At 68.1% G+C, this 22,220-nt stretch carries 16 protein-coding genes and 2 pseudogenes; 14 read left to right on the forward strand and 4 right to left on the reverse strand.

The features are described from left to right. Positions 1 to 61: 61 nt before the first annotated feature. Positions 62 to 676 (reverse strand): alpha/beta fold hydrolase, encoded by a 615-nt coding sequence (locus ACFV7R_RS44565; protein ID WP_385275792.1) that lies wholly within the window; start codon positions 674 to 676, stop codon positions 62 to 64. Positions 677 to 1,146: 470 nt separating this feature from the next. On the opposite strand from ACFV7R_RS44565, the gene ACFV7R_RS44570 reads away from it, so the two are divergent. The 10 genes and pseudogenes from ACFV7R_RS44570 (at position 1,147) to ACFV7R_RS44615 (ending at position 11,946) form a co-directional block, all read left to right on the forward strand. Beyond that, positions 1,147 to 1,275 carry a hypothetical protein gene (locus tag ACFV7R_RS44570; RefSeq protein WP_385275795.1) on the forward strand — a complete coding sequence of 43 codons (129 nt, stop codon included), beginning with the start codon at positions 1,147 to 1,149 and terminating at the stop codon, positions 1,273 to 1,275. A gap of 337 nt (positions 1,276 to 1,612) precedes the next feature. After that, positions 1,613 to 2,284 (forward strand): nitrile hydratase subunit beta, encoded by a 672-nt coding sequence (nthB, locus tag ACFV7R_RS44575; protein ID WP_385275798.1) that lies wholly within the window; start codon positions 1,613 to 1,615, stop codon positions 2,282 to 2,284. Next, positions 2,281 to 2,877 carry a nitrile hydratase subunit alpha gene (gene nthA / locus ACFV7R_RS44580; RefSeq protein WP_129800573.1) on the forward strand — a complete coding sequence of 199 codons (597 nt, stop codon included), beginning with the start codon at positions 2,281 to 2,283 and terminating at the stop codon, positions 2,875 to 2,877. The genes nthB and nthA overlap by 4 nt, the downstream gene beginning before the upstream one ends. Beyond that, positions 2,874 to 3,263, forward strand: coding sequence for a nitrile hydratase accessory protein (locus ACFV7R_RS44585; RefSeq protein ID WP_385275801.1), 390 nt, complete (start codon positions 2,874 to 2,876; stop codon positions 3,261 to 3,263). The genes nthA and ACFV7R_RS44585 overlap by 4 nt, the downstream gene beginning before the upstream one ends. A gap of 56 nt (positions 3,264 to 3,319) precedes the next feature. Further along, positions 3,320 to 3,808 (forward strand): tyrosine-type recombinase/integrase, encoded by a 489-nt coding sequence (locus ACFV7R_RS44590; RefSeq protein ID WP_385275804.1) that lies wholly within the window; start codon positions 3,320 to 3,322, stop codon positions 3,806 to 3,808. A gap of 265 nt (positions 3,809 to 4,073) precedes the next feature. Then, positions 4,074 to 4,472, forward strand: a pseudogene (locus tag ACFV7R_RS44595) (ADP-ribosylglycohydrolase family protein); the annotation flags it as partial. Positions 4,473 to 5,431: 959 nt separating this feature from the next. Beyond that, a complete protein-coding gene (locus ACFV7R_RS44600; RefSeq protein WP_385275807.1) occupies positions 5,432 to 7,720 on the forward strand; it encodes a tetratricopeptide repeat protein in 2,289 nt (762 codons plus the stop codon). A 342-nt stretch (positions 7,721 to 8,062) separates the two neighbouring features. After that, positions 8,063 to 8,812, forward strand: coding sequence for a hypothetical protein (locus ACFV7R_RS44605; RefSeq protein WP_385275810.1), 750 nt, complete (start codon positions 8,063 to 8,065; stop codon positions 8,810 to 8,812). A 382-nt stretch (positions 8,813 to 9,194) separates the two neighbouring features. Next, positions 9,195 to 9,458, forward strand: a complete 264-nt coding sequence (locus tag ACFV7R_RS44610) for a hypothetical protein (RefSeq protein ID WP_385275813.1) — start codon at positions 9,195 to 9,197, stop codon at positions 9,456 to 9,458. A gap of 349 nt (positions 9,459 to 9,807) precedes the next feature. Continuing rightward, positions 9,808 to 11,946, forward strand: a complete 2,139-nt coding sequence (locus ACFV7R_RS44615; protein ID WP_385275816.1) for an NACHT domain-containing protein — start codon at positions 9,808 to 9,810, stop codon at positions 11,944 to 11,946. 724 nt (positions 11,947 to 12,670) lie between these two features. Here the strand turns inward: ACFV7R_RS44615 and ACFV7R_RS44620 are convergent. Then, entirely contained in the window at positions 12,671 to 13,078 is a 408-nt protein-coding gene (locus ACFV7R_RS44620) for a DUF3592 domain-containing protein (RefSeq protein ID WP_385275818.1), read from the reverse strand. Positions 13,079 to 13,439: 361 nt separating this feature from the next. Here ACFV7R_RS44620 and istA point away from each other — a divergent pair. Together istA and ACFV7R_RS44630 are read left to right on the forward strand one after the other, a co-directional pair. Then, a pseudogene (gene istA / locus ACFV7R_RS44625) lies at positions 13,440 to 15,037 on the forward strand (IS21 family transposase). Further along, on the forward strand, positions 15,034 to 16,044 hold the full coding sequence (locus ACFV7R_RS44630; RefSeq protein ID WP_385275820.1) for an ATP-binding protein: 1,011 nt from the start codon (positions 15,034 to 15,036) through the stop codon (positions 16,042 to 16,044). The pseudogene istA and the gene ACFV7R_RS44630 overlap by 4 nt, the downstream one beginning before the upstream one ends. Before the next feature lie 346 nt (positions 16,045 to 16,390). Here ACFV7R_RS44630 and ACFV7R_RS44635 read toward each other — a convergent pair whose 3' ends face one another. Then, a complete protein-coding gene (locus tag ACFV7R_RS44635; protein WP_385275822.1) occupies positions 16,391 to 18,865 on the reverse strand; it encodes a SpoIIE family protein phosphatase in 2,475 nt (824 codons plus the stop codon). A gap of 438 nt (positions 18,866 to 19,303) precedes the next feature. Between ACFV7R_RS44635 and ctaD the strand changes: the two genes are divergently transcribed. Together ctaD and ACFV7R_RS44645 are read left to right on the forward strand one after the other, a co-directional pair. Further along, on the forward strand, positions 19,304 to 20,992 hold the full coding sequence (gene ctaD, locus ACFV7R_RS44640) for a cytochrome c oxidase subunit I (protein WP_385275831.1): 1,689 nt from the start codon (positions 19,304 to 19,306) through the stop codon (positions 20,990 to 20,992). 43 nt (positions 20,993 to 21,035) lie between these two features. Further along, a complete protein-coding gene (locus tag ACFV7R_RS44645; RefSeq protein ID WP_385275825.1) occupies positions 21,036 to 21,389 on the forward strand; it encodes a hypothetical protein in 354 nt (117 codons plus the stop codon). A 16-nt stretch (positions 21,390 to 21,405) separates the two neighbouring features. On the opposite strand, the gene ACFV7R_RS44650 is transcribed toward ACFV7R_RS44645, so the two are convergent. Then, entirely contained in the window at positions 21,406 to 21,948 is a 543-nt protein-coding gene (locus ACFV7R_RS44650; RefSeq protein WP_385275828.1) for a MarR family winged helix-turn-helix transcriptional regulator, read from the reverse strand. Positions 21,949 to 22,220 lie beyond the last annotated feature (272 nt).

The raw sequence follows: 22,220 nt of genomic DNA on the forward strand, positions 1-22,220 counted from the left end.
ACACGCGCGCCGAACCGAAGACCACCTTCGCCCCCGACTCACCGATCCGATCATGGACTCATTACCCGGCCAAGGCTGCGTGACGAGCCACTAGCTGCTGGAGGAGGCCCGTCTCCAACAGCGGGATCTGCAGCCGGTTGTGCGGCGCTCCGTCGTAGATGCGGCCCGCCCAGGTCGCGAACAGCACCAGACCGCGCAGCCGTCGGGCGACGCCGGGATGGTCGAGCACAGCACGAAGCGCGACGAACCCGCCCATGGAATGCCCGACCAGCACTCCGTCCCCTACGTCGAAATGCTCCAGGACCGCCAGGTAGTCCTGTGCCATCGGGCCGGAGCCGATGCCGTCCGCACCGCAGGTGGAGCCCCCGTGGCCGCGCTGGTCGAAGACGATGACACGGTGACCGCTCGCCACCAGGGTGGCCTGCACCAGGTTCCACTCCAGAAGCGAGACACCGTAACCGTGGGCCAACACCACGGGGGGCCCTTCACCCGCGACGACGGCGCGCAACATCGTCCCGTCGGGCCGGGACAGGAACACCTCCTCGCCCTCGGGTTCACGACGCAGCACTTCGCGGGGCACGGGATCCGGCTGACGTTCTATCCCGGCGGCCACCGCCCGCGCCGCGAGGGCAGCGACGGCGGCCCCGGCAGCACCCCAGACCAGCCTCGATTTCATCGAAATCCCCTGAGTTTGTTCTCGTGGTCGGCCGGCCCCGGGCCGATGTGCACTGACGGCGCCCATTGTGTATTGCCGTGTGGATGTGGACAGCGGTCTGCCAGGATTCGGCTGGGACTCGCCTTTCCTGCTCCGGGATCCGGTCAACGGCCGCGTCGCCGGCACCGGCCGGTCCTGTGGGGACTACCGGAGCCGGGGGCGGTGCCGTGCCGGCCGTGGGTTTGCGGGCTGTCCGGCGCCGGCAGCGGGACGGCGGTCCGCCAGGGACCGACCCTCCAGGCCGGGACGGCCCCGGCCTGGCTCGCGTACCTGTGCCCCGCGCACATCGAGGACCTGCCTGGCTGGCCTGGCGCCGCCACCGTCGCCAACGACCAGGCATCGCGCATGCACTGCGGGACCGTGCTCGACTTCCGGCCCACGAGCAGGTCCTCCAGTCGCGCGCCGACTTGTGGGTCACCCCCCTGACCGGGGTGAACCCGCAGACGCTCAACCATGTCTGGTCCGACTTCCTGCATCAAGCCGACCGCGTGCTGCTCGCCCGCCTGGAGGACGACGCCAGCGGCGACGACGGGCCGCGGGTCCCCAGCGGGCTGTCGTAGTCGTCCCGGTCGGGGTGCACGGTCACTGCCTCGTGGTCGCCAGCCTCGTCAGCTCGTTCGACCTCGTCGGTTCTGCAGGCGGGACACTTGAGCCGCCATTGCATGTTCCATGAACCACTAGCGCGCTCCGTCGGTACCAAGATCTCCGCGTGAGACATGGGCATTGTGCGTCCTCCATCGACATTAGCTGCACTGCATCACTGGCGGCCGGCCGAACACGGCGGGCTCGAGGGCGCGGCCCAGGCGTATGCGGCAGGTGTCATCGCGGCACGGATGACACCTGCCGCATACGATTCAGATGTCCAGTCCGTTATGTGGCTATTTGGAGAGTCCTGCCATGGATGGCATTGCGGATATGGGAGGAACCCCGGGATGGGGTCCCGTTCACTCGCCGCGGCGTGATGAACCAGTCTTCGCGGAGCCCTGGCAGCGCCGGGCCTTCGCGCTGGCGATCCTCTCCAGCCGTGTGGCGTCCGGCGGCATCAACGCGGACGCCTTCCGCCACGCGCTGGAGCGCCTGGACCGGGTCGCCTACCTGGACGACGGCTACTACGGGCGCTGGCTCAACGCCGGGGAGCTGATGCTCACCGACAGCGCCATCCTGGCGCCCGGTGCGATCGACGCCCGCGCCCGCAACCTGCGCGGCGAACACGTCGAGGAGCCCCCCATCCCCGCGCCCGCAGTACCCGACTACGCGCCCACTGCCGTGGGCTCGCTGCGCTCCGTGGACACGGTGCCGGCCTTCGCCGTCGGCGAATGTGTACGGGCCCGGGACGTGTCGGTGCCCGGCCACACCCGGCTGCCGCGCTATGTGCGCGGACACACCGGAGTCGTCCAGGACATCCGGCCCGCTTCCGTGCTGCCGGACACCAACGCCCACTTTCTGGGTGAGAACCCTCAGCACGTCTACTCAGTGCGGTTCGACTCACGCGAGCTGTGGGGCACCGACGCCGATCCCTTCGCGCTCACCGTGGAGATGTACGAGAGCTACCTGGAGACCACATCATGACCACCACCGGATCGGGCGAGCGCCTTCCTCCGGCCCTGCGCACCGAGGCGCTCGAGCAGCTGCTCACCGAGCGGGGACTGATCGACCCGAAGGTGATGAACGGAATCATCACCGAGTACGAGACCAACGTGGGCCCGCTCAACGGCGCCAAGGTCGTCGCCAAGGCGTGGACCGACCCGGAGTACCGACGGCGGCTGCTCCAGGACGGCACCGCCGCCATCAAGGAGCTCGGCTTCTCGGGGCCGCAGGGCGAGCACATCGTGGTGGTGGAGAACACCCCGACCACCCACCACGTAGTGGTGTGCACGCTGTGCTCGTGCTACCCGTGGCCGGTGCTCGGCCTGCCACCGAGCTGGTACAAGGACCCCGCCTACCGTGCGCGCGTTGTGAAGGAGCCCCGCACGGTGCTGTCCGAGATGGGACTCGACCTCGACGACGACGTGCAGATCACCGTTCACGACTCCACCAGTGAGGTGCGCTGGCTGGTGCTGCCCGAGCGCCCGGCAGGCACCGAGCACCTCACCGAGGAAGAGCTCGTGTCCCTGGTGACGAGGGATGCGATGGTCGGCGTGGCCAAGGTGGCGGCCCCATGACCGCGCCGCTGGACATCGAGGGCCCGGCCGCACCGCCCCGCTCCAACGGCGAGCTGGTGTTCTCCGAGCCGTGGGAGAGCCGCGCCTTCGGCATGGCCGTCAGCCTGTACGAGGCGGGCGCGTTCACCTGGCCGCAATTCCAGGCCGCCCTGATCGCCCGCATCGCGGCCTGGGAGGCCGCGCCGGCGCGGGACGAGCCGTATCCCTACTACCGGCTCTGGCTGGCCGCCCTGGAGGACGTGCTCGTCGGCCTGTGCGCCGTGTCCACGGACGAGGTAACCGCACGCGCCCAAGCCCTGGCGCAACGCCCCCTGGGCCACGACCACCGGGACGACCCCGGCCACGAGCACGAGCACCACCACGTGCGGGACCGCTTTCAGAGCTGACGAATGAGCTGATTCGGCGCAACCCGTGCCGCATCGAGGGCGCGGACCGCTACGACGTGCCCGAGCGGCCGGTCCTCACGGTCGCGGAGGTCTTCGCCGTCGCCGACTCCATCGCGCCGCGCTACCGGCTGCTCGTGCTCCTGGCGGCTTTCACCACTTTGCGGTTCGGGGAGCTGGCGGCCCTGCGGCGCCGGGATGTCGACCTGGAGGAGCTGACCATCACCGTGCGCCACGCTCAGGCGGAGCTGCAGGACGGCCGGCTCTTCGACAAGGCGCCGAAGTCCGCGGCCGGGGTGCGCTCCGTCTCCTTCCCGGCCGAACTGCTCGACGCTGTCACGCACCACCTGGAGCAGTTCGCCGCTCCCGGCCGCGACGGGCATGTCTTCGTCGGGCCGCAGAGCAGGCAGTTGCGGCGGAGCAACTTCCGGGACGACTGGGTCAAGGCCCGGAAGACTGCGGGCGTCACAGCAGAGCTGCACTTCCACGATCCTCGGCACACGGGCAACACGCTGCCTCCATGGCCGGGGCCGGCACGCGGGAGCTGATGACGCGGATGGGTCACAGCAGCTCACGAGCCGCGTTGATCTACCAGCGCATGACCAGCGGCCGTGACCGGGCCATCGCCGACCGGCTCGGGGCCATGATCCGGGACGGTGGGGGAGCGGCTTCATCTCCTTCGGAGACAGCGCCGAGCGGGCCTGAGGCCTTTGGTCTGGATCAGGCCGGATCAGGGCGGGCTCCGGAGGTTGTGAGGAGCCCCTTCCCCCGCTTATCGTCGCCTTGACGATAAGCGGGGAAGGGGCTTCCTGCATGACCACGACGACGGTGAGCAAACGCGCCGCGACCGGAGCACTGATCGGGCTCGCCCTCGGGGACGCCCTCGGCTTCCCGACCGAGTTCAATGACGTGCCCTCGATCCTCGCCAAGTGCGGTCCCTGGCGGGAGATGGAGCTGCCGAAGCGCGCCTTCGTCTCCGACGACACGCAGATGACCCTCGCCCTCGGACGCGCACTCAGGACCGCCCTGGGCCGGGGCATGCTCGTCTCGAAGCGGCTGGAGCGGCCGCTGCGCGAGGAGTTCGTCGACTGGTACCAGTCGCCGGAGAACAACCGGGCCCCGGGCAACACCTGCCTGACCGCCTGCAATCTGCTGAAGGTGGACGGACGGGTCTGGCAGGAGGCCGGCCAGATCGGCTCCAAGGGCCCCGGTGACAGCTGAACCTTTCCCTCCGGCGTAGGCGCCTGCAGGGCCGGGGCACAGGACCTGATCGCGCGTGCCGTCCCCAGGCCACTGGCCTGGGGATCAGCCAGCTGCCCTCGCCGGGCGCGATAGGGGCCGGCTGGCTCCAGGGCGGCGGAAGGCGGTCCCGGCGGCCATGGTGAAGTCAGCGAGCACGCACCCACCCGTTGGACGGCGTGCCGGCTGGCCGCAGGTCGGTGACTAGGAAGTGGTCACCGCGGACCTGCTCCAGCTCATCCGCGACCGTGACTGCGATGCCCTGAGTCGGGCCTGCCGGACGTCGCCCGCGCCCTGGTGTGCGCCGGCCCGCACAGCGAGGTGCGGGCTGACGACCCGGCGGCTGGCTTCTATCGGGTGTATGGGCCGGCCGACCGTATCGAAGTCCTCGTCGAGGTCGGTTGGCAGCTGGCCGGGGCGGAAGCGGGATGCGCTCTGTGCCCGGGGGAGGGCCTGCTGGTTCCGCTCAATCCCGAGGAAGCCAGGCGATGTCGGCGGGGGCTCGGTCAGGGCCTGTTCGGCATCCGGCAGGTCGCACGGGTGGCGGCGTCGGTGCATCGCGCGGAGCGGGCTGCATCTGTCGGCCGTGGACAGGCAGGGGCCCCGTGGGTCGCGGGCCCCTCCTCCCCTGCCGCCGGTTGGCGGCAGGCTCCCAGCAAGGCTCTGCAGTGGCGCAGTATCCCTGCTGATTCTGTGGTGGGAGACCCGCAACCGACATCGACGGCGAGCCCACGCCTGTGGGCTCGCCAAGAGCGCGACAGGACCTGATCGATACTGGCAAGTGATGGGTCCACGTCTGGGTCAGCGTTCATACTGCTGGCAGGGGAGGCCGGTCGCCTACCGGCGTCGTCGGCACGAGGGTCCGTCGCGGGTGGGGAACGCACATGGGCAGAGCCCGCTCACGTTGGCTTCGTATCGGTGGTGGGGGGCTCGTGGTCGCGGCGGCGCTGATCGCCGCTGTCCTTTCGGCTGCGGCGAAAGTCTGGCCGGGGACTGCTGGCTCTGTGTTGGTTGCGGGCGTTGGCGTGCTGGTCGGCGTACTGTCCAGCCGAGCCACCCACAGGCTCGACTCCGATGCCGCACAGTCACGCCAGCTTGCCGATGAAGTGTTCTTCCACGACCAGGGCGGGCGGCGCGTCCGGGAAATCACCGATCCTGCCCGTGTCGGCGTGTATGCCGCGGCGCCCATCGAATCCGACGATCCGGCCCAGGCTCGCACGCCGCCATTCGTCCGCAGGGACCGCAGCCCGGACGTGGAAAGGGCCCTCCAACGTGGTGGCTTCGTCGTGGTGGTCGGCGAGTCCACCGCAGGCAAGTCCCGCGCTGCCTTCGAGGCAATGCGCGCCTGCCTGCCCGACCACGCGTTCATCCGTCCCCAGAGCCGAACGGGACTGCGCGCGGCGGTGGACGTCGTGCAGCGAGAACGGCGCTGCGTCATCTGGCTGGACGATCTCCAACGGTATCTGGGCAGCGACGGGCTAACAGCCCAACTGCTGGAAAGGCTTCTGGGCGACGGCACCCGGCACATTGTGGTCCTGGCCACCATGCGGGCGCAGGAGCGAGCCCACTACACCGCTGATGGCATATCCAACGATCCCGGCAGCGCCGAAATGGCCCGGGAACAGCGGGAAGTTCTCGACCGTGCGACCGAGATCCGGATCGATCGGACCTGGACACCTGCTGAACTGGAGCGGGCACAACAGTTCGCCGGTGATCCGCGCATTGCGGCCGCGCTGGAGCACTGCGACCGGTTCGGACTGGCCGAGTACCTCGCGGCCGGGCCCAAACTGCTGGCGCTCTGGCAGGACGGGTGGGCACCCGGTACCCACCCGCGTGGGGCCGCCATCGTCGCCGCAGCCGTCGACGCCCGGCGGGCCGGGGTCTACGGCGGCCTGCCCGCTGAGGTCCTTCAGACGATGCACGAGCACTACCTGCTCCAACGCGGCGGCGTGCGGCTCCGGCCGGAGTCCTGGGAGGAGGCCATGACATGGGCCACGCGGGCCGCATACGCCACCAGTGGCCTGCTCGTGCCTGAGGGCCCCGATCGCTACGTGGTCTTCGACTACCTTCCCGATGCAGTCGAAAGGGATCCCGACGCAGCACCCATACCCGATGCAACCTGGCAGGAGCTGATCGGGCGGGCGGAGCCGACTGAGGCCGCACATCTGGGATGGGCTGCCTACGACTGGTACCAGCAATGGGATCACGCACAGGCCGCCTTCCGTGCAGCCCTCGAGGGCGGATACGTCATGGCAGCCGCAGGTCTGGCCGCGTGCCTGGGCCAAGTGTGGGGTGACACGGACGCTGCAATACAAACGCTCCGATCAGCCATCACCGTCGCCCAAGACAATCGGGGGGACATCGAGCCGGTGCAACTGATCCGGCTGACAGAGCAGTTGGCCTTTTGGACCGGACTCGCCGGCCAACGCACGGAGGCCCTTCAAATTGCCCGACAGGCAGCTGCCGACAGCATTCCGCTCGGCGCCGTCGAGAGCCTGTCCCCACGCATCGTCGTGGCTCGGTCGACAGGGCAGTTAGGGAACACGACGCAGGCACTTCAGCTGGCACGCGAGGTGGCTGCCGACAGCGTCCGACTCCTTGGAGAGGACCATCCGACGACACTGTCCTGCCGATTCGAGGTGGCTTTGTGGACTGGGTACAACGGCGACGCCGCCGGTGCGGTACGACTGTGGCAGGCCCTGGACGACCACCTCATCCAACGGAGTCTCGGCACACTGGAGCTGATTTTGGATGTGCGGCGCAACCTCGCCTACTGGGCATTGATCGCAGGAGACCTCGAGTACGGCCTGCCCCTCATCGAGAACGTCGCAGCCGACCATGCCCGTCTCTTCGGCACGCACCATTTGCTCACACTGGCGGCACGCACGTGTCTCGCCCACGCGACCGGGCAGGCCGGGCAACCACACCAGGCCCTGCAGATCGCCGAAGGCGTGATCACCGACAGACTCGACGAAACTCCCGACCTGCACCCGGTGACGCTCAACGCCCGCTTCGAGGTGGCCCTGTGGACCAGCGCATGCGCAGACCTCGACACGGCGGTCACCCAGTTCACCTCACTGCTTGACCACGCCGCCGAGGCATTCGCCTTTGACCACCCGCTCGTGCTCGACTGCCGCAGCTGCCTCGCCCGACTGACCGGCCAAGGCGACAGTCCGCAACAGCCGTATCGCAACTCGTGGATGAGGCTCGCCGAATGGTGACCGTATGGAACAAGGCTCTTTCGGGCTCTTTGCTTCCGAGCTTTCGACTGGTCGAAGAGCCGGGAGGTGGCGCTGAGCTGGGCCGATCGATGAGGACACAACCGAAGCTCCGTGACCGCCGTCCCTGGGCTTGTGGCGGACGACGGGCGGGGCCCGGCGGCGCCGGCCCACCCTCCACCATCCGCCCGCGAGATGAATGGACCGTTCCACATCGGGCCGCAGCGCGCCATCTCGACAGTGGATCCCGGGCGTGTATCGGCGGGCCGCCGTGTGAGACTGCCGGAGCAACACGAGGGGGTTGGTATGGGGTGGCGAGAGGGCGCGGGGGAACTGGACGCGCGGATGCTTCAGCGTCCGCTGCCGCCGGACGCAGCGGTACAGCTGGGGGCTTGGCTGGCCGGTAACGGTGCGCAGTATGCGGGCGAGATCGGCGCGCACGCCGTTGGCTATGTCCCGGCCGCCTGGGCAGGTATCGAACCCTGGCCTGCACTGCTGGCCGACCGGACCGGCGGGGGCCGGGCCGCGGTGAGCCGGGCACAGGTGATGGCCGTGGCCCGCGCCGGCGCGGTCTCCTCCAGCTGGAGGGAAACCCTCGTCGCCAGCTATGTCTGGGGACAGGGCGGCAACGGCTACGGGCCGCACCGGCTGGGGCAGATCCTGCACGGCCCATCGGTTCAGACGCAGCTGGCGCGGGCGGTTGCGATGCTGGCGGACGAGGGTGCGGTGGCGGCCTATCGCAGCCTGCGCGGCGCCATCCCAGGGCTGGGCCCGGCGTTCTTCACCAAGTTCCTCTACTTCGCCGGCGCCGCCCGGCTGGAGCTACCCGGGCCTCGCCCGCTCATCCTGGACCAGCGCATTGCACGCGTCGTGCGCGCGTACGCAATCCGGGTGGGGCAGAAGGCTGGCCTTGCGGAGCCGGCGGGGCTTGCCGGGTGGCTGTGGAGTGACGGCGGCTGGACGGCGCACCGGTACGACATCTATCTGGGATGGATGCACGCTGCCACCGGGCAACTGGCTGCGACCACGCACTGGCCGTTTGCCCCTGACCTGCTGGAACTGGCCCTGTTCGGCGGCGCGTGGAACCCGGCATAGGCGCCGGTCGGTTCGGCACGTACCCCGACGCGGCGCCGTCCACCGGCCTGTGGGGGGCCGGCCACGTGATCGAGTAGCCGGTCGCCTTTCCCGGGCCGCGGCAGCGACGGTTGGTGTTTGCGGGCAGGCTCTGCCGATTGTCGGTGCCGGCTATTGGAGTGATCTGAAGTTCTTACGCGGCCCGCCGGGCTTCTGCGTCTGCTGCAGACATGCCCCCACCCGCGCACGTTGCTTCGTGCTGCCCGGGGGAATGTTCTGTGTCGCTGCTGCGTATGTCTGCTCGTGCTCTGCACGCGGCCGGTGCCGGTTCGCTGGTGGAGAGCCTGGCGACGCAGTTTCATTTCACATACGGCTACGAGGCCCAGGTGGGTGAGCAGAGAGCGTGGGCAACAGCCTTCCCGCGCTCGCCCACACGCTGGTGGATGCCGGCCTCGGGGATGTCGAAGTCCTCATCGAGTACCCGGTTCCGCTGTCCAGTTACCGGATGGACGCCCTTTTGGCCGGGTCCCACTCGATGACGGGGCGAGCCGACCACCGCACATCACCACACCCCGTCGAACCAGTGAACGCGGCCGGCAAGCCCAAGCCCATACGCATCCGGATGCAGCCGCAGACGATCCGACTGACCCCCACCGCCTTGCGCTGATCTCGGACATGAAAGCCCGTCACAATGACGGCAGGTCCGTGCCGCTGGGGACGATGCTGGTGCGGGGAGGCTTCATCGGTCCATGGGGAGCATGAGCGTCGCGACCGGTTCGCCTTCGTCGCCGGGGGCCGGAGCTGACGAGCAGGGCCTCGCCCGAGCCCGGGAGGTCAGGGTGCACCTCGGCTGAAGCGGCGGGGACCGGAAACGGAGCATCAGCCACCGTGCCAGTCCCCCTGAAGGCCGGGTGCTGCTCCAGTTCCTCAATGTGCCGTACAGGATGCTCAGCGTGCCGAGCAAGAAGTAATGTCCTGTTATGAGAAGCGGGGGACGCCGCCGGGGGCCGGGGCGTGTGGGCAAGGCGTATTTGCTGCTGTCGGTGCTCGGGGCGATCGCGGCGCTCGTTGTGGCCCACCGCTTCGATCTCGACACGGCAGAAACAGCTGTGTCCGTGCTGTTGGGGCTGGCGCCGGCCTACCTTGCCTGGGCAGCATTCCGTGCTGACCGGTTGGAGGCCAGCCCGGTCGATCTGGGCAAGGTCGTGGGTGAGTTGGCGGTGGCGGTGAAAAACCAGTGGGACAGTGAGGCGGAGGTGCGCCGGGTTAACGACCCCTACCCGCTGCCCGTCGCCTGGCGGGCAGCCGACGACGACTTGGCCGAGTCCTGGCCACTGCTGGGGAGCCTCGCCCGCGCCTGGCCAGGCGGCCCTCCAGGTGATTCGGCCTTATGGCCATCGGATGCCGCTGGGCTGGCAGGCCAAGACGCGGAGATCGGGCAGGTGTTCTCAGAGCGGGTTCCCACGCGGCGCCTGGTGATCCTGGGAGAGCCCGGTGCGGGCAAGAGCGTGCTGCTGATCCGGCTGCTGCAGGACCTCGTTGCACGCCGGAGTGACAGCGACCCTGTGCCGGTACTATTTTCCCTGGCCTCCTGGGATCCCCACCAGTCGCTGAAAACCTGGATGGCTGACCAGCTACGCCGCACCTACCCCGGCCTGGCCGCCGAGGCTCCGTCTTCGGTCGCTCTTACTCACACCGCTGGCAGCAGATCCAAGGATCTGGCCACGTCCTTGCTGAACGCGGGCCTCATCCTGCCGTTGCTTGACGGCTTGGACGAGTTGCCCCCCTCCCGGCACGCCGTCGTACTCGACACGCTCAATCGCACGCTGCCCGCCAGACAACCCCTGGTCATGACCAGCCGCACCGGTCCCTACCGCACAGCCCTGACCCGGGCGGGCACCACCGTCCGTCTCAACGGCGCCGCCACCATCCAGCTCCTCCCCCTCGACGCTCAGTCCGCCGCCTCCTATCTGCGCCGCGACGCCGGCGGTCCTTATACGCCAGCCGTCGACCGGTGGGACACCGTGATCACCCACCTGGGCACCACCAGCCCGGTCGGACAGGCCCTGGCCACCCCGCTGGCACTGTTCCTCGCCCGCACCATCTACAACCCCCGCCCCGGCGCGTTTCCCGGGGCCCGGTCGGCTCCCCGTCCGGACGAACTGTGCGACACCACCGCCTACCCCGACCACGCCGCTATCAACGCCCACCTCTTCCAGGTATTCATCCCCGCCGCCTACACCCCGCACCAGCCCAACCCGCCCCGCTGGACAGCCGATCAGGCCCACGAAACCTTCGCCTTCCTCGCCAGACTCCAACAGAATCAGCGTGCAGGCAGCCCCGACCTCGCTTGGTGGGAGCTGTCCAAAGCCATCCCACGCCATATCCGCTTGCGCGCGTTCGTGCTCTTGGCCGCAGGCATCATCGGGCTCATGTCCGGGCTCATCATCGGGCTTTTCGCAGGGCGCACGGAGGGGCTCGAGATCGGGCTCGTGGCCGGACTCGCGGCTGGTTCCGCATGCGGGCTCGTGGCTGGACTCACGGGCGGACTCCTCGCAGGGCCTGGTGGCCCGGCTACTCCTCATGCTGGGCTTCGTCTGTCATTTTCAGGATCCCTACCCGGACTCGTGAGCGGGCTCGTTTTCGGGCTCGTGGGTGGACTCACGACCGGACTCGCGGCCGGACTCGCAGGCGGCGTCGCGGTTGGGCTCCTCACCGGGCCCACGTTCGGACTTGAGGCAAACAGGGCCGACCTGGCCTCCAGCCCCAGCCCGCACACACTGTTGATCTCGGACCGTCGTAGTCACCTCGCGCACGCGTTCATGATCGGAATCATGTTCGGGGGTGTGCTCGGGGTCGTGCTTGGGTTCACGGACGGTCCCATGCCCGGGCTCATGATCGGGCTCTCGGTAGGGCTCTGCGCGCTGGCGGTCGGGGCTACGACGCGATTGGGCAAGACAGCATGGGGAAACTTCATAATCGCCCGTGCCTGCCTGGCTGTGCGTCACAACACCCCATGGCACCTGATGGCATTCCTGCAGGACGCACATGAACATCGCGGGGTGCTACGGCGGGTCGGAGCGGTGTACCAGTTCCGACACATTGATCTGCAACGCCACCTGGCGACCAGCCCTATATCTTCCGGTCTGCTCTGACTTGTCGGTGGTCACTTGTGGGTCATCCCGGTCATCCCCGTTTCGCGACGTCCGGCGCCGGCCACATCGAAGCCGTGGCAGCCAACGCACGTTCGCCATCAGCACCGGGTCAGAGACCCCGGCTCGAACAAGCTCCCACTCCCTCTGCCATGCAGGGCTCGCTCCACCGCTGGCGAGGTCCGCGAGCTCCGTGGCCTGGTCGGGATCCGGCTGATCCTAGTAGACGGGGATGCCGCAGGCGGCTGACTCCGCGTATGCCTCCCGGACGCGGGCCACCGCCGTATCGAACCCGCCGGAGAACATGGCCCAAAACCTCAAGGAGAGCGACGTCAAGACGTACCCGGACCGGCTCCATCGACCGGTCCACGAATTACAGAGCGTCACAGATCGCCGGTTCTGGCACAGCTTCCTGTTCCTTATCGTCCGCTGTCACGCAGAGCGACTGTCGGCGACGGCTGAAAAGTGGACCAGTAGCGGGTGACGGGGTGCCGGTTCTTTGAGCCGGGTGGTCATCCTGGCCCCGGCCGGGTGGGTTTGGGTGAACGGGCCGGACTGTCGACGATCACGGAATTCCCCAGCATCTGCGGTTCCAGCGTCACGTAAATCCCCACACCGGCGTTCACGCATTTCTCCAGGGGGGACAGCGGTCGCCGGACCGAATCTGGAGGTCGGTCGGCGCGGAGCCGACGTGAGGGCGGACCAGGCGGTGTGGGAGATCAAGACGTCAGGTGAAGATGTCCAGGAACATCCCCACGGCGACGAAGGCCCCTCCGGCTCCGCTCACGAGGCAGGCGAACAGGCCAGGTCCGCGATAGCCCTCCAGGCGGGCCCGCCGGGGCTTGGCTGGGTCGTACCGGACGCGTATCCGCGTCGAGCGGTCGATCGGATAGAGCCGGCCGACCTTGGACTCGATCCTGACCTCGTCGCTGTCGGGAGGGGTGAAGGCGACCTCGGGATAGAAGCGGGGGTCGCCGTCGCCGTCCGTGTCCTCACGGACCCCGACGATTTCCGCCTCGGTCCACTGTCCGCGGGTGAGAAGGCGGAAGTTGTTCCACGCCTCCACGAAGGCCCAACAGGAAAGCCCTGCCGAGACAGGGATGAAGGCCGCTTCGAGGATCCGTTCCCAGCTCACGCGGGCAGGCTATAGCGCTCCTCCAGGAATCTCCCACCCGGGACGCCTCGTTCCTATCCGTACCGTCATCGCCGCAGGGTCTGTCGCTTTGATGACGACTCCGCCGAGGCCGAGGGACAGGGGCGAGCACTGGTGGACGAGGGTGAGAGCATCCGTCGCCACGGGCTCTGCCGACGATCAAGTTTCCCTATCTTGGGCGGTTTGAGCGTTATCTAATCTCTCATTACGAATCCCCCTAATTGGCCATGGGTGCGGCGGAGTTCGGGATCGAGGGACCTGGTCATCGCGGAGCTGGTCGTCTTCCTCGCCCCGCGGTTCGGAAGGCCGATGGTCAGCCTGGATGGCGAGGAGAACGTTCGCCGTGGTCGACATCACGGAGATCTATATCCACTGGTACGCCGGCCGCTCGAAGAGCGAGCTGGCGGCATCATTGGGAGTGGACCGAAAGACGGTCAGGAAGTACCTGGCGCCGGCGGAGGTGTCCGGGATCGCCCCGGGCGGGCCGCCGATGAGCGAGGCCGACTGGTCGAAACTGATCAAGGAGTGGTTCCCGGGGCTGGTCGACAAGCGGCTGCGGCAGGTGACCTGGTCGGAGATCGACCAACACCGCGACTACATCAAGGACTTGCTGGGGACAGTGACGGTCTCCACGATCCATCAGCGCCTGCGTGACGAGTACAAGCTGAAGGTGTCGATCTCCTCGTTCCGCCGGTGGGTACACGCTACGCTGCCGGACGAGGTGGCGCGATCGCAGGTCACCGTCCTGCGTGACGAGATCGAACCGGGCGAAGAGGCCCAGATCGACTACGGCTTCCTGGGCCAGTGGGTCAACCCCCGCACCGGCAAGCGGCACCGGGTCTGGGCCTTCGTGATGGTGCTGCCGTGCTCGCGGCACCTGTTCGTCCGTCCGGTGCTGCACCTGGACCAGCATGCGTGGACCGAAGCGCATGTCGTGGCCTTCCGCTGCTTCGGGGTGTCCCGCGCCGGCTGGTGCCGGACAACTTGAAGACCGGGGTCGACAAGCCCGATCTCTACGACCCGAAAATCAACAAGTCCTATGCTGAACTCGCCACCCATTACGGCGCATTGGTGGACCCGGCCCGAGCCTCAAAGCCCAAGGACAAGCCAAGAGTCGAGCGGCCGATGCCCTATGTCCGCGACTCGTTCTGGCGGGGGCGGGAGTTCACCTCCATCGAGCACATGCAGGCCGAGGCCCTCACCTGGAGCCAGCAGGTCGCCGGATGCCGGCAGTGCCGACCACTGGGCGGCGCCGCGCCGATGACGGTGTTCGAGGCAGTGGAGGCCGACACGCTGCTGCCGCTGCCGCCGACCCCGTTCGTGCTGGCCCGCTGGTCGACCGCCAAGGTCGGTCCGGACATCCACATCAAGGTCGGCCGCACCCTCTACTCGGTGCCCTGGAAACTGATCGGCCGGAGGGTCGACGTCCGCTCCACCGCGACCATGGTCCAGGTCTTCCTCGACGGTGAAATGGTCAAAACCCATGCGGCACTTGAGCAGGGCAAACGCACCGACAAGAGCGACTACCCGCCGGAGAAGATCGCCTTCCAGATGCGCACGCCGGTCTGGTGCCGCAGCCAGGCGTCCCAGGTCGGGGATGCCTGCCGCGAGGTCGTCGACCAACTGCTGGAGGTTAACGCGCTCTACCGGCTCCGCGCTGCCCAGGGGGTTCTCGGACTGCGGAAGGAGTACGACGACCCGCGGCTGGAGGCCGCCTGCGCGAGAGCCGTCGTGGTCGGCGACCCGTCCTACCGCACGATCAAGGGCATCCTCATCGCCGGCACCGAAACCGATCCCGAGCCTGAGACCAGCGGTGATGCCGGAGCCGCAGCCTTCCTGCACGGGCCGAAGCGGTTGTTCGCCTCCGTCGCGCCCCCGGGCCCGGCGGACGAGCACCGCGACGACCAGGACCGCGACGAAGCCGAGGTGGACGCCCGATGACCGTGATGGACACCGCCCTGCGCGAGTCGCTCAAAGCCCTGCGACTGTCCGGAATGCTGGAGACCCTCGACGCCCGTCTCGCCCAGGCCCACGGCGGCGAGCTCGGTCACCTCGACTTCCTGCAGGTCCTGTGTCAGGACGAGATCACCCGCCGCGAGACCGTCGCCTTCCAACGCCGCCTGCAGCGAGCGAAGTTCGAGCAGCAGGTCACCCTGGAGGAGTTCGACTTCACGGCCTCCTCGAAACTGCCCGCCGCCCAGATCCGCGACCTGGGGGCCCCGCGCTGGCTGCACGCCGGCGAATCGGTCATCCTGTTCGGGCCGGTTGGTGTCGGCAAGACCCATATCGCTCAGGCCCTGGGCCATCTCGCAGTCCGCCAGGGCGCCCACGTCCGCTTCGCCAAGACCAGCCGGATCCTCGCGGACCTGGCCGGCGGCCACGCGGACCGCATGTGGCAGAAGCGGATCCGCGAACTGGTCCGGCCCGACGTGAAGGGCATCCGTCCGAGCACCGCCACCGACTGCTGCCGCCGCGACCTCGCTCGGGATCTCCTCGCCGATCTGCGACGCATCGACCGGCAGGTCCGCGACAACGAAGCCCAGATGCGTGACGCCCTGGCCGCCGCCCGCACCGTGCTGACCGCGTTGCCCGGCCTGGGCACCGTGCTCGCCGCCAAGCTCCTCGGACACGTCGGCGACGTCACGCGCTTCCCGACCGAGCACCACTTCGCCAGCTACACCGGTACGGCGCCCCTGGACGCCTCCAGCGGCAAGAACACCCGCCACCGCCTCAACACCGGAGGCAACCAGGCTCTGAACTCGGTGCTGCACATCATCGCCGTCTGCCAGATCCGCGACGGCGGCCGAGGCCAGGACTACTACCTGCGGAAAATCACCGAGGGCAAGACCCCGGCAGAGGCCCGCAGGGCTCTCAAACGACGCCTGTCGAACGTGGTCTATCGCACCCTCAAACGAGACCGCCACATGAGCTTCGCGGAGGCCGCTTGACACACAGAGGCACTCATCAGCGTCTCCAACAGCGCCTCTCGGGCCCGGTGGCACCACCCCCCAGGTCATCGGTTCGACAGGGGGGACCAGCCATGCCGGGCCCGGAGGCCAGCGGCCCTCTTGCAGGACCGCGAAGAAGATAACGGGGGGGAGCCCGGGTGGTGCCTACGGCGTCGGTGCGTGCGGTGGCCGGGCGTTCGACGACGAGCACCTTCGGGGCGCGAAGGGCAGCGGCCACGGTCAATAGATGGGCGCGGACGGACTGCTGGAGCTTTCCTGGGCAGAGCAGGTCACCGATCGGCACCTCACACCGTGGTCCCCTGCCCCTGCTTCCACGGTGGTGCTTCTACGGCGGCGATGGTGCGACAGTGGTCGGCAAGGGCATTTCAGGGACGGACTGCTCAGCCCAGATGGTCTTGCCGACGTGGGTGTGGCGCGTGCCCCAGCGGTCGGTGAGCTGGGCGACCAGCAGCAGGCCCCGTCCCCCTTCATCGAAGACGCGGGCCCGCCGCATGCGTGGAACGGTGTTGCTGGCGTCGGAGACCTCGCAGATGAGGTTGTGCGCCTCCCGGATCAGCCGGAGCCGCAGGGGCGGTTGGCCGTAGCGAATGGCATTGGTGACCAACTCGCTGACCACCAGTTCGGTGATGAACACGGCCTCGTCCAGCCCCCAGTCGGTCAATTGCTCGGTGGTGTTCTGGCGGGCATGGGCGACGACGGCCGGGTCGGAAGCCAGGTCCCAGGTGGCCACCTGCTCAGCGCTCAGGGCTCGGGTTCGGGCGACCAGCAGGGCGATGTCGTCAGCCGGACTCTCTGGGAGCAGATCACCGATCACGGTGTCGCAGAGCGTGTCCAGGGAGGGCGCAGGGCGGGCGAGCGCTGTGCGTAGGAGGTCGATGCATTCCCCGGTGTCGCGGTCGCGGGATGCGATCAGGCCGTTGGTGTACAGGACGAGCACGCTGCCTTCAGGCAGTTCTGTTTCGGCGCTCTCGAAGGGCAGGCTGCCCAGGCCGAGCGGCGGGCCGGGCGGGAGGTCGAGAAACTCGACCCTCCCGTCTGGGGTCAGCACCGCCGGTAGGGGGTGGCCCGCGCGGGCAAGGGCGCATTGGCGGGAGACCGGGTCGTAGACCGCGTACAGACAGGTTGCGCCGATCGTCGCAGCTTCGACGCCGGGCTCGGCTTCGTTTCTGCTGCCCCCTTCGTCCGACAGCCGAATGACGAGGTCGTCGAGGTGAGTGAGCAGCTCGTCGGGCGGCAGGTCGATGTCAGCCAGGGTGCGCACAGCGGTACGCAGCTGGCCCATGGTCGCGGAGGCCTGGAGGCCATGGCCGACCACATCGCCGACGACCATGGCCACCCGTGTACCGGACAGCGGGATCACGTCGAACCAGTCGCCACCCACACCGGCCTGGGCCCCTGCAGGGAGATAACGGGAGGCGACCTCCAGCGCGGTCTGCTGGGGCAGCTTCCGAGGGAGCAAGTTGCGCTGGAGCGTCACGGCGGTGCTGCGCTCGCGGCTGTACCGGCGGGCGTTGTCGATACAGACCGCCGCCCTGGCCATGAGCTCTTCGGCCAAGATCACGTCGTCCGGCTCGAACGGCTCCGGACGCCGGTGTCGGATGAAAATCGCCGCACCGAGGGCGGCACCCCGGGCACGCATTGGCACAGCCATGATCGAGTGGAACCCGTACTCACGGAGCCGGGCGGCTCGGACGGGATCCTTGGCCAGCCAGTCGGCCAGGGAGGAGCCGGTCGTCTCCTGAATCACGGCCCGGGCTTCGGCGAGGCACTGGGCAGCGGGTGAAAACGCCGGGTAGGAGGCCACCTCTCCTAGCTGCACGACTGCCTCGGGGCAGCCCTTGAGGACCGATTGGTGGGCGACGCGGCGCAGTAGCACCGCTCCCGTCAGCGCGTCGGCGAGCGGCTCGTCACCGTGGCTCACAGATGCGAGCAGGTCCACGCCAACGTAGTCCGCAAGGTGGGGGACGGCTATGTCTGCCAGTTCCTGCGCGGTGCGGTCCATGTCCAGGGTGCTGCCGATGCGGATGCTGGCCTCGTTCAGCAGGAGCAGACGCTGGCGGGAAGAGTACTGCTCGGTCGTGTCGCGGGCCGTCAGGCACACGCCGTGCACCCGGTCGTCCTGGTCCTTGAGGGGGGACAGGGACACCGCCCAGGCATGCTCCCGGTTCTCACCAGGCGCGCGCAGGTATCGCTCCAGCTCCCGCGGTTTGCCGCTCTCCAACGCCAGACGCATGGCCTCTTCGGTATCCCTGGCAGGGGCGCTCATCATGATCTCGGATATCCGCAGGCCACGCATCTGGTCCTCCGTGAGACCGAGTGCGTTTTCCATGGCTGCGTTCGCCCGCACCGACCGCAGCTCCGTGTCGTAGATCATCTGAGCCAGCGCGGACTGGGCGAAGGTCCAGTGCACCAACGCTTCGCTGTCGTCCGTTCCCGGCTTCCCCGGCTCGGCGGACTCCACCAACCACTCGGTCGCCCCGTCGTCGGTGATGCGGCGATGCGCGGACAGCTTTGCGTCGACGCTACGGCCGTCCCGATGCCGCAGTGCCGCATTCCCGGCTCTTCTGTCCTGGTCGGCAGGGGGTTTCAGGGCCGCCTCCGGAAGGCCTTCCGCGAGGAGGTCGGCCGCCTTGCGCCCGAGCACCTCTGATGGCAGATAGCCGAGCAGTTGCCGGGCCCCTTCGCTCCATCCCGTGACGATGCCGTGTTCGTCGATAACGGCGGTGGCGGTGCACGCCGTGCCGGGCAGGCCGGAGGGCTGGTTCGGTCCTTCAGCCGAAGCACTGCAGTGTCGCTCCAACGTCGCCCACCTCGCCCTGCTGAGATTGACGTCCCCGTGTCCCCATGGGCCTGCGGGGACCTGCACCGCTGCCTTCTACGGCCAAGCATGATCCTGCGGATCGCACGACACCACTTCAACGGTCACCGTGCCCAAGGTGGTGACCCGAGCACGTACGGCCGGGTGGCGGACGAGGGCGGTGTACGAGGGACATCATCAGCCCGTCCGTGCTTCGGGTGGGCCACAGCAGGAGAGCTCGGCGTGGTTGTCAACTGCGACCCGCGGCTCGCGCGGTTCCTCGAGGCGCGGGAGCCCCGACGGCCCGCCTCGGGCGCAACCGCACCTCGCATTTATTTCTCTCGCGAGCGAGATATTATGGTCAAGGCCGGGCCCCGGCGCGTAAGCGCCGCATGCCTGGAGGTCTCGCACGTACGGAGGATTGCCGTGGCCCCACCCGCTCTGTCACCGCCCGCCTCGCCGCCGTCGGTGGCACCTCCGGAGCGGCGCCGGTCTCCCGGCCGTGCTGTGGTCGGGTGGTTGACCAGCACGGACCACAAGCAGATCGGGACGCTCTACCTGGTCACCGCGTTCGCCTTCTTCTGCTTCGGCGGCCTCCTGGCACTGCTCATGCGTGCCGAACTGGCCCGCCCGGGGACGCAACTGATCTCGAACGAGCAGTTCAACCAGGCCTTCACCATGCACGGCACCGTGATGCTGTTCATGTTCGCGACGCCGATATTCTCCGGCTTCGCGAACTGGATCATGCCGCTGCAGATCGGGGCACCCGACGTCGCGTTCCCCCGGCTGAACATGCTCGCCTACTGGCTCTACCTTTTCGGCTCATTGATCGCCGTCGGCGGTTTTCTCACCCCGCAGGGCGCCGCGAGCTTCGGCTGGTCCGCCTACACCCCGCTCTCGGACGATATCCGCTCGCCGGGCGCCGGCAGCGACTTGTGGATCATGGGCCTGGCCATGCAAGGCTTCGGGACCATCCTGGGTGCCGTCAACTTGATCACCACCATCATCTGCATGCGGGCCCCCGGCATGACCATGTTCCGCATGCCGATCTTCACCTGGAACGTGCTGCTCACCAGCGTGCTGGTCCTGCTGGCCTTCCCGGTTCTGGCCGCCGCACTCTTCGCGCTGGAGTTCGACCGGCGTTTCGATGCCCACATCTTCGACCCCGCCAGCGGTGGCGCGCTGCTGTGGCAACACCTCTTCTGGTTCTTCGGTCACCCCGAGGTGTACATCCTCGCCTTGCCGTTCTTCGGTATCGTCTCCGAGATCGTCCCGGTCTTCGCCCGCAAGCCGATGTTCGGCTACGCGGGACTGATCGGCGCGACGATTTCGATCGCCGGTCTGTCGGTTACGGTGTGGGCGCATCACATGTACGTCACGGGCGGTGTGCTGCTGCCGTTCTTCTCCCTCATGACCTTCCTGATCGCCGTCCCGACCGGTGTGAAGTTCTTCAACTGGATCGGCACCATGTGGAAGGGCTCGCTGTCCTTCGAGACGCCGATGCTGTGGTCCACGGGCTTCATGGTCACCTTCCTGTTCGGCGGGCTGACCGGCGTGATCCTGGCCTCGCCCCCGCTGGACTTCCACGTCACTGACTCGTACTTCGTGGTCGCGCACTTCCACTACGTCGTCTTCGGCACCGTGGTGTTCGCGATGTTCGCCGGTTTCCACTTCTGGTGGCCCAAGTTCACCGGCAAGCTGCTCGACGAGCGGCTCGGCAAGATCACCTTTTGGACGTTGTTCATCGGCTTCCACAGCACCTTCCTGGTCCAGCATTGGCTGGGCGCCGAGGGCATGCCGCGCCGCTACGCGGACTACCTCGCGGCCGACGGCTTCACCGCCCTGAACACCGTCTCGACCATCGGCTCGTTCCTACTCGGTCTGTCGATCCTGCCGTTCTTCTACAACATCTGGAAGACCGCCAAGTACGGCAAGCCGGTCGGCGTCGACGACCCGTGGGGCTGGGGCCGTTCGCTCGAGTGGACGACGTCCTGCCCTCCACCCCGGCACAACTTCGAGAAACTGCCGCGGATCCGCAGCGAGTCACCTGCCTTCGACCTCCATCACCCCGACATCGCCGTCCACGAGGACGCGCAGGACAAGGAGACGCCCACCAGCGGTCGGGGCTGACCGGACCCACCCACTCTCATCAGCACGTGCTCAGGAGCCGTCTATGGACGCCAGCTACGAAGCAGCCTTCGGGCTGCATCAGATCGAAGGATTCCTCCACCTGGAGGCCAATCGCCGCGAGGCGCACCGCAAGGCCCGGGACTTCGCCTGGGAACTGCCCGGCCTCACCACCGACCAGCGACTCGTGATCGAGGAGGCCTACGCTCGCAAGGAGGTGGAGAACACGCGCCGGGTCGCCCAGCAGATTGCGGAACGCGTCGGCCAGGTCGAGGCTCAGTACGAGGCCCGTCACCGCCGTTTCGCCCGGGAGATGGCCGTTTCCATGACCGTCATCACGATGGGCCTGATCGGTCTCTGCATCGCGGTCATCCTCGGAACAGCCGCTGGCTCCGCCTGACGCCGCCCCTCTGCGGTCAGCGGGTGTCCTGTTTCAGGGAGAGAAGAAGTTTACGCAGGGCGTCCGCGATCACCGTGCGTTCCTCAGGATCCAGCACGGACAGGACGTCCCTTTCCACTTGGAAGTGCCGTTCCACCGTGCGGTCGAAACGCGCCCGCCCCTCCTCCGTCAGACGCACCAGGGTGCTTCTGCCGTCGACGGGAGAGGGGCAGCGCTCGATCCATCCCTCCCCTTCCAGCCGTTTGAGCCGTCCCGTCAGACCAGCCGAGGACACCACCAACGCCTGGCGCAGCTGACCAGGCGTCAGGGCATACGGAGCGCCGCTGCGCCGCAAGGCCTGCAGCAAGTCGAAGTCGCCGACATTCGCGATGGGCATCTCGGCCGAGCGGCGCAGCCGGGTCGCGAGCAGCTCCTCCACCAGCCGGGCCGCGCGCAACAGGCGTGCCATTACCGCACTGGACGAAACGTCGAGCTCAGGCCACTCACTCCGCCACTCGGCCAGCATCACGTCGACGCTGTCGCCGTCACGCGCGGCGTTGATCTCGTTGTCCTCACCCATCGTGGGACAAGGATATCGGCACGATGCCCCATTGCCGGCCGCCACTGGGGACAGTACGGTCCCCACCGGACCGGGGGCCGGGCGTACGACCTGTTCCGTCGCTGGCAGCGGGACGGTGCCTAGTGTGATGCGCCAGAAATCCCGTGGTTAATTATCTCCGGCTTCAGCTGTTGGGTGGGGTGATCCTGCCGAGGTAGTCGGCGAGGGACTTGAGGATCTCGTCGGCGGTCTTCGTCCAGGTGAACGGTCTGGGGTTCTCGTTCCAGGTGTCG

This window comes from Streptomyces sp. NPDC059866, from assembly GCF_042731325.1.
Lineage (GTDB): Bacteria > Actinomycetota > Actinomycetes > Streptomycetales > Streptomycetaceae > Streptomyces > Streptomyces flavusporus.

Bases quoted from the DNA above. Each gene is read 5' to 3' on its own strand.
- ACFV7R_RS44565 (WP_385275792.1), bottom strand. From the start codon at position 676: ATGAAATCGAGGCTGGTCTGGGGTGCTGCCGGGGCCGCCGTCGCTGCC.
- ACFV7R_RS44630 (WP_385275820.1), top strand. From the start codon at position 15,034: ATGACCGTGATGGACACCGCCCTGCGCGAGTCGCTCAAAGCCCTGCGA.
- ACFV7R_RS44650 (WP_385275828.1), bottom strand. From the start codon at position 21,948: ATGGGTGAGGACAACGAGATCAACGCCGCGCGTGACGGCGACAGCGTC.
- ACFV7R_RS44645 (WP_385275825.1), top strand. From the start codon at position 21,036: ATGGACGCCAGCTACGAAGCAGCCTTCGGGCTGCATCAGATCGAAGGA.
- ACFV7R_RS44605 (WP_385275810.1), top strand. From the start codon at position 8,063: ATGCTTCAGCGTCCGCTGCCGCCGGACGCAGCGGTACAGCTGGGGGCT.
- ACFV7R_RS44585 (WP_385275801.1), top strand. From the start codon at position 2,874: ATGACCGCGCCGCTGGACATCGAGGGCCCGGCCGCACCGCCCCGCTCC.
- nthB (WP_385275798.1), top strand. From the start codon at position 1,613: ATGGATGGCATTGCGGATATGGGAGGAACCCCGGGATGGGGTCCCGTT.
- nthA (WP_129800573.1), top strand. From the start codon at position 2,281: ATGACCACCACCGGATCGGGCGAGCGCCTTCCTCCGGCCCTGCGCACC.